The following is a 14,373-nucleotide window of genomic DNA, read 5'->3' on the forward strand; positions in this document are numbered from 1 at the left end:
CCCCCTTTCGTCTTGTGTCATCACACGGAGTGAGCAGTCATGAGTGCACGCAACAACAGCGCCAACAAGGCCGCCGCGCGGGAGCGCCTGCGCGCGGAGCGCGAGAAGCAGGCCAAGCGCGACAAGATCCGCAAGCAGTCCATCGTGGCCGGTTCCGGCGTCGTCGTGCTCGCGATAGCCGCCGGCGTCGTCCTGCTGGTCCACAACTCCAACAAGCCCTCCGGGTGGGAGGCGGCGGCGAAGGTCACGAACGTCGTCGCGCCGAAGAACACCTCGGGCAAGGACGGCACCACCGTCGTCGTCGGCAAGTCGAGCGCGAAGAAGACGCTCACCGTCTTCGAGGACTCGCGCTGCCCGATCTGCGCGCAGTTCGAGCAGACGGTCGGCTCGACGGTGCAGAAGGACATCGACGCGGGCAAGTTCAAGGTCCAGTACGTCGGCGCGACCTTCATCGACAACCACGACAACGGCGTGGGCTCGAAGAACGCGCTGTCCGCGCTGGGCGCGGCGCTCAACGTGAGCCCGGACGCCTTCCTGCACTACAAGAGCGCCCTCTACTCCACGAAGTTCCACCCGGACGAGAACGACGACAAGTTCAAGAACGACAGCTACCTGATCAAGGTGGCGGACACGGTGCCGGAGCTCAAGGGCAACGCGGCGTTCCAGAAGGCCGTCAAGAACGGCACGTACGACGCGTGGGCGATGAAGATGTCCGCGAAGTTCGACAAGAGCGGCGTGCAGGGTACCCCGACGTTCAAGATGGACGGCAAGACCCTCACGGTGCCGGGCACGACGAACCCGCCGATGACGGTCGACCAGTTCAACTCGGTGCTCTCCAAGGCGCTGGGGTCCTAGCACCGCGGCGGCCCCGCCGGGCCGTGGCGCGTGCGTCACGCCCCGGCGGGCCCCCGTCCGCCCTCGCCCGCCACGTCGGCCGCGAAGTCGAGGGCGGTGCGCCAGGTCTGCTCGGCCGCGGCCTCGTCGTAGTCCTCGAAGTCCGCGTCCGTGTACAGGTGGCCGACGCCCGGGTGCCGGAAGACCTCCGGGTCCGCGCCGGCACGCCGCATGCCCAGGTACCAGGCGGTGAGCCAGTCGTGCGGCTCGAAGACGTCGGGATCGGCCACGTGCAGTTGCACGGGGAGGTCGTCCGCCGTCGCTCCCGGCGCGATGTCGGACGTGCCGTGCAGCAGGAGGAGCCCGCGCGCGTTCTCGTCGCCGAGCGCGAGGTTCTGCGCGATGGAGCCGCCGAGCGAGAAGCCCGCGTACAGGAGCCCCTCGGCGGAGTACGGCGCGACGGCGGCCACGGCGCGCCGCAGCAGCTCGTCCTTGCCGATCGCGTCCCTGATCGCCAGGCCGTCGTCCAGCGTGCCGGCGGTTTGCCCGTCGAAGAGGTCGGGCACGCGGACGGAATGCCCGGCTCCGCGAAAACGGTCGGCCGCGTCGCGGACGGCCTGACGCACACCGAGAGCCGAATGGAACAGCACGATCTCCATCCGGCCATCCTGCCATTGCCCGACCATGCGGAACCATCCGAACCGGACCTGAGGGGATCATGAACGAAGCACTGCGACCACTGACCGTCCTCGGCGGATCGGTCGCGCTCACGCTGCTGCTCGGCTGGGCGGCCGACGTGCTGCTGCGGCGGCTGGACGAGCGCCACCACGACACGCCGCTGTGGGGGCTGCTGCGGCGCTCCGGGGTCCCGCTCCAGGTGGTGCTGCTGGCTTCGCTGCTGCGCGGCAGCTACCGGGCCACGCACTGGACGTTCATCCACCGCCACGCGGACGCCATCGGGCAGCTGCTGTCGCTGGTGCTGATCGCCGCGGGCGCGTGGCTGCTGATCCGGATCGCGTCGGCGGTCGTCGAGTCGTCGTACGCGCGCTACGCGTCCTCCACGCGCGATCCGATGCGGGTGCGCCGTGTGCGCACCCAGGTGCTGCTGATCATGCGGATCGTGACGGCGGTCGTGGTGATCGTGGCGGTGGCCGCGATGCTGCTGACCTTCCCCGACATGCGGGCCGTCGGCACGTCGATGCTGGCGTCCGCGGGCATCGTCGGCATCGTCGCCGGTGTCGCCGCCCAGTCGACGCTGGGGAACCTCTTCGCCGGCTTCCAGATCGCGTTCGGCGACATGGTGCGCATCGGCGACACGGTCGTGGTGGACGGCGAGTGGGGCGTGATCGAGGAGGTCACGCTGACGTACCTGGCCGTGCGTACCTGGGACGAGCGCCGCATCACGATGCCGGTGTCGTACTTCACGAGCAAGCCGTTCGAGAACTGGTCGCGCGGCGGCGCGCAGATGACCGGCACGGTCTACCTGCAGCTCGACCACACGGCGCCGATCCCGCTGATGCGGGAGAAGCTGCTGGAGATCCTGGAGGCGTGCAAGGCCTGGGACGGCCGAGGCTGGAGTCTGGTGGTGACGGACACCACGGCCACCACCATCGAGGTGCGCGCGGTCGTCACGGCGAAGGACGCGGACGACATCTGGACGGTGCGGTGCACCGTGCGCGAGCAGCTCGTCGGCTGGCTCGCCGACCACCACCCGTACGCGCTGCCGCGCGTGGCGACGGCCCAGGCGGCGTCGCTGCGCACGCAGTTCACCAAGGCCGACGGCACGGTCCACACACCGCGCCCGCGCAGGACGGTGCCCGACGACGAGACCCCCGACATGGGCCGGGGCTGACCGGGGCGCACGCCGCACAGGACACGGAGGTCAGCGCAGGGAGCGCATGTCCAGGTGGCGCAGCACGCGGTCCACGATCTCCGGGTCCGCGCCCGGCTCGTTCCTCGCCGACAGCACCTCGTGCCGCGCGGCCGACATCATGTCCCGCTGGATGCGCCGCAGCGTCTTCGCGTAGGCCACGCGGCGCGCGAACCATTCCTTGCGCTCGTCCTCCACGACGATCGGGCTGATCCGCGCCCCGATGTCGAACGCCGTCCGCGTCAGCCGCTCGGTGAGCTCGTCGGGCAGGTTCTCGACGTCCTCGATCTCCTTCAGCCGGTGCCGTGCCGCGCGCGCCGCGCGTACCGCGAGGCCGTGTTCGAGCTTGCGCTCCGCGTCCGCGTCGGACGTCACGCCGAGGCGCCGCACGAGCCACGGGAGGGTGAGCCCCTGGACCACGAGCGTCGCTATGATCACCGAGAACGCGATGAAGACGATCTCGTCCCGGCCCGGGAACGGGTGCCCGTCGTCCGTCGTCAGCGGCACACCGAGCGCCAGCGCGACCGAGGCCACCCCCCGCATCCCCGACCACCACATGACGACGCTCTCCCGCCAGCTGGTCGGGATCTCCTCGTCCAGGTCGCGCAGCGAGTGCAGTTTCCTCGTGACCCAGGCCGCCGGCAGCAGGTAGAGGAACCGTACGACCACGACGACGCCCGCGATCGTCGCGCCCCACCTGACCAGGCTCCACACGTGGCCCCCGCCGATGCCGAACGCGTTGTGCAGTTCCAGGCCGATGAGACCGAAGGCGACGCCGGTGACGAGCGTGTCCACGACCTCCCAGAACGAGTTGCCCGCGAGACGGCCCATGACGTCGTCCGCGTCCGCCGTGTGTTCGGCGAGGAAGAGCGCCGCGGTGAGCACCGCGAGCACGCCGGAGCCGTGCAGTTCGTCCGCCAGCACGTAGCTGACGAAGGGCACGAGCAGGGTGAGGCCGATCTGCAGCGTCGCGTCGCCCAGCAGTGACATCAGCTTGTTGGACAGCCAGCCGAGCCCCAGGCCCACGGCCACGGCGACCACCGCGGAAAGGACCAGCTCCCCGGCGGCCTCCGGCCAGGAGAACGTGCCGCTGACGACGGCCGCGATCGCCACGTCGTACAGCACGATCGCGGCGACATCGTTGAACAGCCCCTCGCCCTCAAGGATCGACACGAGCCGCCTCGGCAGCCCGAGCGACCCGGCGACGGCCGTCGCCGCGACCGGGTCGGGCGGCGCGACCAGCGCACCGAGCGCGACGGCCGCCGCGACGGGCAGTCCCGGCACGATGGAGTTCGCGACGGTCGCGACGGCGACCGTGGTGATGAAGACGAGCGCGACCGCGAGCAGGAAGATAGGACGCTTGTTCGCGGCGAACTGCCGCCAGGACGTGCGCTGCACCGCCGCGTACAGCAGGGGTGGCAGCAGCAGCGGCAGGATGTACTGGGGCGGCACGTGCACGTTCGGCACGAACGGCAGCAGCGCGCACACGATCCCGATGAGCGTCATCAGCACCGGCGGCGGCAGCCCGAGGCGCGTCCCGAGGGGCACGGTCACCACCGCTCCCACCAACAGCAGGAGCAGCAGGGCCAACTGGTCCACGGTCATGCCTCCGACGATGTTCTCGGGCCGCTGTGATCAGGCTGTGATCGGATCGCTGTGATCACGCGGCTCCAGCCTGCCAGCTCGCGGCGCGCGCAGGGCGCACGTCCTCCGTGACGCGCCTCACCAGGGGCCGGGCCCGCGGACTCCCCGCGGCCCTCACAGCCCGGCGGACCAGCGCCTCACAGGGCCCGCCGCATCGAGCGGTGCGGGATGCCTGCGTCGAGGAACTCCCCGCCGTACGCCGCGTATCCGAGCCGCTCGTAGAACCCCGTCGCGTGCGTCTGCGCGTGCAGGTCCACCGCGGTGAGCCCGGCGGCGCGCGCCGCGTCCTCGATACCGCGCACGAGCGCCGCGCCGACGCCGCTCCCGCGCGCCGCGCGCGTCACGGCGAGCCTGCCCAGCGAGCCGGTCCCCGGGTCGCCGCCGGTCACGTCGGCGGCGCCGGGCCCGTGCAGCAGCCGCCCGGTGCCGAGGGCGCCACCGTCCGCACCGACCGCGAGCACCTGGAGCGCGTCGCCGTCGCGTCCGTCGTACTCGAGCTCCTCGGGCACGCCCTGCTCGGCGACGAAGACGTCCCTGCGCACCGCGAAGCACGCGGCCAGGTCCGCGGGACCCTCGGCGATGCGCACCGCGTACGCGGCCACCCGGCCGCTCACGCGTTGCTCTCCCGGCTGACGGTGTCGAGCGCGTGCTGCAGGTCGGCGGGGTAGTCGCTGGTGAACTCGACCCATTCGCCGTCCGCCGGGTGCTCGAAGCCGAGGCTGACGGCGTGCAGCCACTGCCGTGTCAGGCCGAGGCGCTTGGCGAGGGTCGGGTCGGCCCCGTACGTCAGGTCGCCGACGCACGGGTGGCGGTGCGCGGACATGTGGACCCTGATCTGGTGCGTGCGGCCGGTCTCCAGCTTGATGGACAGCAGGGACGCGGCCCTGAACGCCTCCATCAGGTCGTAGTGCGTGACGGAGGGCTTCCCGTCGACGGTGACCGCCCACTTGTAGTCGGCGGTGGGGTGGCGGCCGACCGGGGCGTCGATGGTGCCGCTCATCGGATCGGGCAGGCCCTGGACGAGCGCGTGGTAGCGCTTGTCGACCGTCCGCTCCTTGAACTGCCGCTTGAGCAGCGTGTAGGCACGCTCCGACTTCGCCACCACCATGAGGCCCGACGTGCCGACGTCGAGCCGGTGCACGATGCCCTGGCGCTCCGCCGCGCCCGAGGTGGACACGCGGAAGCCCGCCGCGGCGAGGCCGCCGATCACGGTCGGCCCGTGCCAGCCCGGGCTGGGGTGTGCCGCGACGCCGACCGGCTTGACGACGACCACGACATCGTCGTCGTCGTGCACGACGTCCATGCCCTCGACAGGCTCGGCGACGACCCGCACGGGGGCAGGAGCGCCCGGCATCTCCACCTCCAGCCACGCGCCGGCGGTGACACGGTCCGACTTGCCCACGGTCACGCCGTCGACCTGGACCTTGCCCTGCGCGGCCAGCTCGGCCGCCTTCGTCCGGCTGAACCCGAAGACGCGTGCGAGGGCGGCGTCGACGCGCTCGCCCTCGAGGCCGTCGGGCACAGGGAGTGTTCTGATGTCCGGAATGATGCCCGTCCCGTAGTGAAGTGACCTGGCCGCGTCAGTTCCGGTGGACCGTCCCGTCCGGGTCGAGTCCGCGGAACGACAGCAGCACGACAAGGATGCCACCGCAGGTGATGGCCGAGTCGGCCAGGTTGAACACCGCGAAGTGCGCGGGGGCGATGAAGTCCACCACCGCACCCTCGAAGATACCGGGCGACCGGAAGACGCGGTCCGTGAGGTTGCCGAGGGCGCCGCCGAGCAGCAGGCCTAGCGCGATCGCCCAGGGCAGGCTGTAGAGCCTGCGGGCCAGCCGGGCGATCACCACGATCACCGCGGCGGCGATGATGGTGAAGATCACCGTGTAGGCGGCGCCGAGCCCGAACGCGGCGCCCGCGTTCCTGATCACCCTCAGTTCGAGGGCGTTGCCGAGCACCTTGACGGGCTCGTGGTACTCCAGCTTGGCGACGACGAGCAGCTTGCTGCACAGGTCGAGGAGGTAGGCCACCACGGCGACGGCGAAGAGCGCGATGATCTTGCGCTTCCCCTTCGGCCGCTCGGCGGGTACCGCGGCCTCGTCGTCGTCAACGTCCGGCGTACCGATGATGCGCTCCGCCTCTGCCACGTGAGTTCCTCGACAAGCTAGGTGAGAACCCGCCGGGTCCCTGGCGGGCCCTGCCGGTGCCTGTGTGGAAACGAGGGTACGGCACGAGAGCGGCTTCTCAGGCCCTGCGCTCCTGCTTCTGCTTGTCCTCCACGCAGAGGGTCGCCCGGGGGAACGCCTGCATCCTGGCCTTGCCGATCGGCTTGCCGCACACCTCGCACAGGCCGTACGTGCCCGCGTCGAGCCGCTGCAGGGCGCGCTCGGTCTGCTCCAGCATCTCGCGCGCGTTGCCCGCCAGTGCCATCTCGTGCTCGCGCGTGATGTTCTTCGTACCGGTGTCGGCCTCGTCGTCCCCGGCGCCGTCGGCCGAGTCCCGCATCAGCCCGGCGAGCGCACGCTCGGACGAGGTGATCTCGGCGGAGAGCCTGGCGGTCTCGTCCCTGAGGCCCGTGCGGGCCTCGGTCACCTCCGCCTCGCTCCAGGGCTCCTCGCCCGGCCGTACCGGCAGTTCTCCCGGCGCCACCGGGGCCGCGACGCCCGACGCCGCCCCGTCCCGCACCGCCGGGTCCTTTGCTGCGGCCGTGCCGGAACGGCCGCCCGCGGTCTTCTTCGCTGCCACCGTATGTGCTCCTGTCTCGTCGGCTGCCGCGTCCGCGGCCCTGCCCGCACCCGCGGTGTGCCCGCCGGTGCGTACTTCCCCGCCGGGCGCCGCGCCCTCACGGGCGGGGCCGCGCCGCGTCTCCTCGCCGGGGGCCCGGCGTGCCGGCGCCTTCTTTGCGGCGGCCTTTTTCGCCGCTGCCTTCTTGGCGGGCGCCGCCTTCCTGACGGCAGCCTGCTTGGCGGGCGCCGTCTTCTTCGCCGCCGTCTTCTTGGCGGCCGTCTTCTTGGCCGGCGTCTTCTTGGCGGGCGCCTCCCTGACGGGCGCCTCCTCGGCCGGTGCCTCCCTGGCGGGCGCCGTCTTCTTGGCCACCGCCTCCTTGGCCGGTGCCTCCCTGGCGAGCCCCGTCTTCTTGGCCACCGCCTCCCTGGCCTCCGGCGCCTCCCCGGCCACCGCATCCTTGGCCGGCGCCGTCCTCTTCGCGGCCGTCTTCTTGGCGTGCGCCTCCCTGACGGGCGCCCTCTTGGCTGGCGCCTCCCTGGCCGCCACCTCCTTGGCCACTGCCTCCTCGGCCGACGCCGTCCTCTTCGCGGCCGTCTTCTTCGCCGCCGTCTTCTTGGCGGCCGTCTTCTTGGCCGGCGTCTTCTTGGCCGGCGCCTCCCTGGCCGCCACCTCCTTGGCCACTGCCTCCACGGCCGACGCCGTCCTCTTCGCGGCCGTCTTCTTGCCGGGCGCCTCCCTGGCGGGTGCCTCCCTGGCGGGTGCCTCCCTGGCGGGTGCCTCCTCGGCCGGTGCCTCCCTGACCTCCAGCGCCTCCCTGGACCGCGCCTTCTTGGCCGGCGCCTCCCCGGCCACCGCATCCTTGGCCGGTGCCTCCCTGGTCGGCGCGCCGGCCGCGGGCGCGCCGTCTGCCGGCGGCTGCTCCGCCGCCGGCTGATCGGCCTCCGGTCGCTCCGGGGACGACCCCTGGCCGGCCGCCGCGGATCCTGCCCTGGTCGTCTTCTTCGCCATGGCCGCGGCTCCCTCACATTCCGTGATCTTGCCCGGGGCTCGTGTTGGGACGATAAATCGACACCAGCCCGGCGGCAACGGGGCACGCCGCCCCTCCGGCCCTCTCCCCTGCTCTCTCGCCGTGCGCCTGCATCCGTTGTGCCCAGCTCTCCGCCGGGTAATCCGGCCCATCAGGCGCCGGGCAGCCGCCACGGGACCCGCCCGTCCGCATGTGGCCATTGGGGTCACACGCGCCTGGTGGCCGGGCGCCAGGCAAAAGCGGTACTGCGCCGGCCGGCGCGGACCGTACACTGGGGCCAGCGAGAGGCGTGGATGGGGACGAGTAGCCCGAGAGCGGCCAGGAGCGACCCGGGGACGGTGCGAGCCCGGGGGCAGAGCGCGGTGCGAAGGATCACCCCTGAGCCGCCGGAAGAAAGCCCGTGGCACCGCGGCGGGTGACTAGACCCGGCAGCGCGACCCCAACGAGGGGGCCCGGGCACGCGCGTGCCCGGCGCCAAGGAGGGTGGTACCGCGGGAGCCGAGCGCTCTCGTCCCTCCGGACGGAGATGCCGCAGTCCGCCGGAGGAAGCGCCCGATGACCGCATTGACCCCGCCCTCGCCGCAGTACCACCAGGTGCCGGCGCAGGTCGACCTGCCCGCGCTCGAGCACGCCGTGCTCGACTTCTGGCGCGAGTCCAGGATCTTCGCCAAGTCCATGGAGCGGACCGAGGGCCGCCCCGAGTGGGTGTTCAACGAGGGCCCGCCGACCGCCAACGGCATGCCGGGCGCGCACCACATCGAGGCACGCGTCTTCAAGGACGTCTTCCCGCGCTTTCGCACCATGCGCGGCTACCACGTGCCGCGCAAGGCGGGCTGGGACTGCCACGGCCTGCCGGTCGAGCTCGCCGTCGAGAAGGAGCTGGGCTTCGAGGGCAAGAAGGACATCGAGGCCTACGGCATCGCCGCGTTCAACGACAGGTGCCGCGCCTCGGTGACCCGGCACACGGACGCCTTCGCCGAGCTCACGAACCGCATGGGCTACTGGCTCGACATGGACAACGCGTACTGGACGATGAGTCCCGAGTACGTCGACTCCGTCTGGTGGTCGCTCAAGCAGATCTTCGGCAAGGGCCTGCTCGTGCAGGACTACCGCGTCGCTCCGTGGTGCCCCAAGGACGAGACGGGCCTGTCGGACCACGAGCTGGCGCAGGGGTACGAGACGGTCGTCGACCCGTCCGTCTACGTGCGCTTCCCGCTGACGTCGGGGCCGCTCGCCGGCGAGGCGTCGATGCTGGTGTGGACGACCACGCCCTGGACGCTCGTGTCGAACACGGCCGTCGCGGCTCATCCCGACGTGCGGTACGTCGTCGCGACGGACGGGACCGAGAAGCTGGTGGTGGCCGAGCCGCTGCTGGCCGAGGCGCTGGGCGAAGGATGGGAGGCCACGGGCACGTCGTTCACCGGCAAGGAGATGGAGCGGTGGACGTACGACCGCCCCTTCGACCTGGTGGAGTTCCCCGCCGGTGTCCCCGCGCACTTCGTCGTCAACGCCGAGTACGTCACCACAGGGGACGGCACCGGCCTCGTCCACCAGTCCCCCGCCTTCGGTGAGGAGGACCTCCTGGTCGGCCGCGCCTACGGGCTGCCCGTGGTGAACCCCGTACGCCCCGACGGCACCTTCGCGCCGGACGTGCCGCTCGTCGGCGGCGTCTTCTTCAAGAAGGCCGACGAGGCGCTGACGGAGGACCTGCGCGCGCGCGGCCTGCTGCTGAGGCACCTGCCGTACGAGCACAGCTACCCGCACTGCTGGCGCTGCCACACCGCGCTGCTCTACTACGCGCAGCCGTCCTGGTACATCCGTACGACGGCTGTGAAGGACCGGCTGATCGAGGAGAACGAGAAGACCAACTGGTTCCCCGAGTCGGTCAAGCACGGCCGGTACGGCGACTGGCTGGACAACAACGTCGACTGGGCGCTGTCCCGCAAGCGCTACTGGGGCACCCCGCTGCCGATCTGGCGCTGCGCGGGCGAGGAGGGCCACCTCACGTGCGTCGGCTCGCGCGCGGAGCTCACCGAGCTCACGGGCACCGACCAGTCCGAACTCGACCCGCACCGCCCGTTCATCGACGCGGTCACCTTCGCCTGCCCGCAGTGCGGTGAGACGGCGACGCGCGTGGACGAGGTGATCGACGCCTGGTACGACTCGGGCTCGATGCCGTTCGCCCAGTACGGCTACCCGTACAAGAACAAGGAGCTGTTCGAGCGGCGCTACCCGGCGCAGTTCATCAGCGAGGCGATCGACCAGACGCGCGGGTGGTTCTACACGCTGATGGCCATCGGCACGCTCGTCTTCGACCAGTCGTCGTACGAGAACGTGGTCTGCCTGGGGCACATCCTCGCCGAGGACGGCAGGAAGATGTCCAAGCACCTGGGCAACATCCTCGAACCGATCCCGCTGATGGACCAGCACGGCGCCGACGCGGTGCGCTGGTTCATGGCGGCGGGCGGGTCGCCGTGGGCCGCGCGCCGTGTCGGGCACAACACGATCCAGGAAGTCGTCCGCAAGACGCTGCTGACGTACTGGAACACGGTGGCCTTCCAGGCGCTGTACGCGCGCACGTCGGGGTGGGCCCCGTCCGCGGCCGACTCGCTGCCCGCCGACCGGCCGCTGCTCGACCGGTGGCTGCTGGGCGAGGCGCACGCGCTGGTCGCCGAGGCGACGCGGGCGATGGAGGCGTACGACACGCAGCGCACGGGCAAGTTGCTGTCCGCGTTCGTCGACGACCTGTCGAACTGGTACGTGCGCCGCTCCCGCCGCCGCTTCTGGCAGGGCGACAAGGCGGCGCTGCGCACGCTGCACGAAGTGCTGGAGACGGTGACGCGCCTGATGGCGCCGCTGACGCCGTTCATCACCGAGCGGGTGTGGCAGGACCTGGTCGTCCCCGTGACGCCGGACGCGCCGGAGTCGGTGCACCTGGCGAGCTGGCCCGAGGCCGACCCGTCGGCGGTCGACCCGGAGTTGTCGCGGCAGATGGCGCTGGTGCGGCGGCTGGTCGAGCTGGGCCGTGCGACGCGCGCCGAGTCGGGCGTGAAGACGCGCCAGCCGCTGTCGCGCGCGCTGATCGCGGCCGCCGGGTTCGAGGCGCTGCCCGAGGGCCTGCGCGAGCAGATCACGGACGAGCTGAACGTGTCGTCGCTCGCGTCGCTTTCCGAGGTGGGCGGCTCGCTGGTGGAGACGACCGCGAAGGCGAACTTCCGTGCGCTCGGCAAGCGGTTCGGCAAGCGCGTCCAGGAGGTGGCGAAGGCCGTCGCGGCGGCGGACGCGGCACAGCTGTCGCGCGCGCTGCGCGAGGGCACGGCGTCGGTGGACGTCGAGGGCGAGAGCGTCTCGCTGGCGCCGGACGAGGTGATCATCACGGAGACCCCGCGCGAGGGGTGGTCGGTGGCGTCCGACTCGGGTGCCACCGTCGCGCTCGACCTGGAGATCAGCCCCGAGCTGCGCCTCGCGGGCCTGGCGAGGGACGCGATCCGGCTGATCCAGGAGGCACGCAAGAACAGCGGCCTCGACGTGGCGGACCGTATCGCCCTGCGCTGGGTGACGACATCGGATGAGGCGCGGGCGGCTCTGACCAGGCACGCGAAGCTGATCTCCGACGAGGTGCTGGCGACGGACTTCGCGGAGGGCGGCCCGGACGGCACGTACGGGTCGCCGTTCACGGACGAGGGCCTCGGCCTCACGTTCCACCTGCGCAAGGCGTGACACCAAGGCCGGCCGCCGCCCTGCTCCCCTCGTGGGACGACGGGGGCGGCCGGCCCTGATTCGCCGCGGACGGCGAGTGCGTCCGCGGCGATCGGACACGCGGAAAGGGCCGGGCCCGGGTCTCGTAAGACCCGGGCCCGGCCCTGCGTCCTGCCTGCCGACGGCGGACGTTCGCTCACACGCGCCGCATCGGCGCGCGCCCGCTCAGTTGTCGTCCTCGTCGATCAGGAAACCGCGCATCGGCGACGGCGCCTGCTGCATCGGCTGCGGAGCCTGCGGCCGCACCGGTGCCATGGGCTGTGTCATCGCGGGCGACATCTGCTGCTGGCCGCCGTACGACGGGCCCGAGGACGGGCCGCCGTGACCGCCGCCCATCGAGGGGCTGCCGTTCATCGAGGGGCTGCCGTTCATCGAGTGCCCGATCGAGCTCGCGCCTGCCGACGCCATGGAGGGCGACGGCGGGAGCGACGGGGCGGACGAGGGGGTACGCGGCGGGGCCAGCGAGTCGTCGGCCTGCGTCTCCAGCTGGCGCAGCTGGCTCTCCAGGTACGACTTCAGCCTCGTGCGGTACTCGCGTTCGAAGCCTCGAAGGTCCTCGACCTTGCGTTCCAGCGTGGCGCGGGCCGACTCGAGCGAGCCCATCGCGACGCGGTGCTTCTCCTGCGCGTCCCGCTCAAGCGCGTCCGCCTTGGCGCGGGCGTCCCGCTCCAGGCCCTCGGCGCGGCTGCGCGCCTCGCCGACGATCTTGTTGGCCTCGGACCGCGCCTCGGCGATCGCCTGGTCGGCGGTCTGCTGGGCGAGGGAGAGTACACGCGCGGCGCCGTCACCGTGGGGTCCACCGGGCTGGCCGAGCTGCGGGCCGTGGCCCATCGGGCCCGGGCCCATCTGGCCGGGACCGCCCATGGGGCCGCCCATCGGACCGCCGGGTCCGCCCATGGGGCCACCCATCTGCTGCTGCAGCTGGCCGGGGCCACCCTGCATGGGACCGCCCTGCATGCCAGGGCCACCCTGCATCGGGCCGCCCTGCATGGGGCCGGGACCGTGCTGGCCCTGCGGCCCGCCGGGACCCTGCGGGCCGTGACCCTGCGGACCACCGGGGCCCTGAGGACCGCCGGGACCCTGCGGGCCACCGGGACCCTGCGGGCCGTGCGCACTGGGACCCGCGGGCAGCTGCGGTGGCCCCATTTGCGGGGGCTGCTGCTGTGCGGGAGGTCCGGATATGGCCGCAGGGACGGGACCGCCTGGTCCGCCTGGGCCCTGCGGGCCGTTCTGCCCCTGCCTGTCCTGCGGCTCGGGGGCCTTGCGCATGCCCTGCTGTTGCTGGTTCTGCGCGGCCGCTCGCGTGGCGGCGGCCAGCTTGGCGCGCAGATCCTCGTTCTCGCGGAGCAGGCGAGTCAGTTCGGCCTCGACCTCGTCGAGAAAGGCATCGACCTCGTCCTCGTCATAGCCTTCTCGGAGGCGGACGGTCGTGAACTGCTTGTTCCGCACGTCCTCGGGGGTCAGCGGCATCTCTTCTTCACCTCTACGTAGTCGTCGGCAGTCGGCAAGACCGTATCGTCCACACTCATCCCGCGAACCCGCCTACGACGGAAATCAGGATGTAAACGATGATCATCAGAACGAAGAAGGACAGGTCGAGTGCCACGCCCCCCAGACGCAGCGGCGGAATGAACCGCCGCAGAACCTTGAGCGGTGGATCGGTGACAGTGTAAGTGGCCTCGAGTACGACCACCATCGCCTTCCCGGGTTGCCATGAACGTGCGAACTGGAAGACGTAGTCCATGACCAACCGGAAGATCAGCACGATGAGGAAGCACATCAGAGCGATGTAGATCACCTGCAGCGCAACGCCCATCCCGCGCGTCCCTCTCCCCTGACTCACTCGGTCCGGCCGTGCGGCCGGTGTCGTACCCGGTGTCGTGTTCTCAGCTCTGGTTGAAGAATCCGCCCTCTGCGATGCGGGCCTTGTCCTCCGCCGTGACATCGACGTTAGCAGGAGACAGCAGGAACACCTTCTGGGTCACACGTTCAATGCTGCCATGGAGACCGAAGACCAAACCCGCGGCAAAGTCGACAAGTCGCTTCGCGTCGGTGTCGTCCATCTCGGTCAAGTTCATGATCACCGGGGTGCCTTCACGGAAGTGTTCCCCGATGGTACGGGCCTCGTTGTAGGTCCGGGGGTGCAGCGTGGTGATGCGGTAGGGCTCCCGCTCCGACACGACCTTGGGCATGATCACCGGTGCGTTCTTCTCCAGACTCGGGCGTTCAGGTGTGATGGATGCCACGGGGGCGATTCGCGCGGGTCGTCCGCTTTCCGCCGCCAGTGACACCGGTTCGCGTTCCCGCTCACGCTGCGGGGGCGGGCCCGGGACCCGCACGGGTTCCTCACGCTCGATCTGGTGCACGGGCTGGCGCCGGTGCTCCCGCTCGGGTTCGGGCTCGGGTTCGAAGTCGTCGTCGGGGTCGAAGCCCCTGCCGTCGTACCCATCGTCCTCCACGAGGCCGAGGTACACCGCCATCTTGCGCATCGCGCCGGCCATGCTCCGGTTCCTCC

At 71.4% G+C, this 14,373-nt stretch carries 12 protein-coding genes; 3 read left to right on the top strand and 9 right to left on the bottom strand.

Features of this window, described 5'->3' with window-relative positions; all coding sequences use genetic code 11:
• The first annotated feature begins 39 nt into the window (after window positions 1–39).
• A complete protein-coding gene (locus IH48_RS0125765) occupies window positions 40–855 on the top strand; it encodes a thioredoxin domain-containing protein (protein ID WP_030909330.1) in 816 nt (271 codons plus the stop codon).
• A 35-nt stretch (window positions 856–890) separates the two neighbouring features.
• Here the strand turns inward: IH48_RS0125765 and IH48_RS0125770 are convergent, their stop codons facing one another.
• The gene (locus IH48_RS0125770) at window positions 891–1,493 is read right to left on the bottom strand and encodes a dienelactone hydrolase family protein (protein WP_051840577.1); all 603 of its coding nucleotides are present in this window, start codon (window positions 1,491–1,493) and stop codon (window positions 891–893) included.
• Window positions 1,494–1,552: 59 nt separating this feature from the next.
• Between IH48_RS0125770 and IH48_RS0125775 the strand changes: the two genes are divergently transcribed.
• Window positions 1,553–2,686, top strand: a complete 1,134-nt coding sequence (locus IH48_RS0125775) for a mechanosensitive ion channel family protein (RefSeq protein ID WP_051840578.1) — start codon at window positions 1,553–1,555, stop codon at window positions 2,684–2,686.
• A gap of 30 nt (window positions 2,687–2,716) precedes the next feature.
• Here IH48_RS0125775 and IH48_RS0125780 read toward each other — a convergent pair whose 3' ends face one another.
• The 5 genes from IH48_RS0125780 to IH48_RS35265 form a co-directional block, all read right to left on the bottom strand.
• Entirely contained in the window at window positions 2,717–4,303 is a 1,587-nt protein-coding gene (locus tag IH48_RS0125780; protein ID WP_030909338.1) for a Na+/H+ antiporter, read from the bottom strand.
• A gap of 182 nt (window positions 4,304–4,485) precedes the next feature.
• Window positions 4,486–4,962, bottom strand: a complete 477-nt coding sequence (locus IH48_RS0125785; RefSeq protein WP_030909340.1) for a GNAT family N-acetyltransferase — start codon at window positions 4,960–4,962, stop codon at window positions 4,486–4,488.
• On the bottom strand, window positions 4,959–5,897 hold the full coding sequence (locus IH48_RS0125790) for an RluA family pseudouridine synthase (protein ID WP_030909344.1): 939 nt from the start codon (window positions 5,895–5,897) through the stop codon (window positions 4,959–4,961). Before IH48_RS0125790 ends, IH48_RS0125785 begins: the two co-directional genes overlap by 4 nt.
• Before the next feature lie 31 nt (window positions 5,898–5,928).
• Window positions 5,929–6,492, bottom strand: a complete 564-nt coding sequence (lspA, locus tag IH48_RS0125795; protein ID WP_030909346.1) for a signal peptidase II — start codon at window positions 6,490–6,492, stop codon at window positions 5,929–5,931.
• 97 nt (window positions 6,493–6,589) lie between these two features.
• Complete coding sequence (locus IH48_RS35265) at window positions 6,590–8,080, bottom strand: histone H1-like repetitive region-containing protein (protein WP_078850030.1); 1,491 nt, start codon at window positions 8,078–8,080, stop codon at window positions 6,590–6,592.
• Between the two features lie 574 nt (window positions 8,081–8,654).
• Here IH48_RS35265 and ileS point away from each other — a divergent pair.
• Window positions 8,655–11,819, top strand: coding sequence for an isoleucine--tRNA ligase (ileS, locus tag IH48_RS0125805; protein ID WP_030909351.1), 3,165 nt, complete (start codon window positions 8,655–8,657; stop codon window positions 11,817–11,819).
• Window positions 11,820–12,023: 204 nt separating this feature from the next.
• Here ileS and IH48_RS0125810 read toward each other — a convergent pair whose 3' ends face one another.
• The 3 genes from IH48_RS0125810 to IH48_RS0125820 form a co-directional block, all read right to left on the bottom strand.
• On the bottom strand, window positions 12,024–13,328 hold the full coding sequence (locus tag IH48_RS0125810; protein WP_030909353.1) for a DivIVA domain-containing protein: 1,305 nt from the start codon (window positions 13,326–13,328) through the stop codon (window positions 12,024–12,026).
• Window positions 13,329–13,383: 55 nt separating this feature from the next.
• Window positions 13,384–13,674 carry a YggT family protein gene (locus IH48_RS0125815; protein ID WP_030909356.1) on the bottom strand — a complete coding sequence of 97 codons (291 nt, stop codon included), beginning with the start codon at window positions 13,672–13,674 and terminating at the stop codon, window positions 13,384–13,386.
• Between the two features lie 70 nt (window positions 13,675–13,744).
• Window positions 13,745–14,359 carry a cell division protein SepF gene (locus tag IH48_RS0125820; RefSeq protein ID WP_030909359.1) on the bottom strand — a complete coding sequence of 205 codons (615 nt, stop codon included), beginning with the start codon at window positions 14,357–14,359 and terminating at the stop codon, window positions 13,745–13,747.
• Between the last annotated feature and the right edge of the window lie 14 nt (window positions 14,360–14,373).

Source organism: Streptomyces sp. NRRL F-5126, assembly GCF_000721265.1.
Taxonomy (GTDB): domain Bacteria; phylum Actinomycetota; class Actinomycetes; order Streptomycetales; family Streptomycetaceae; genus Streptomyces.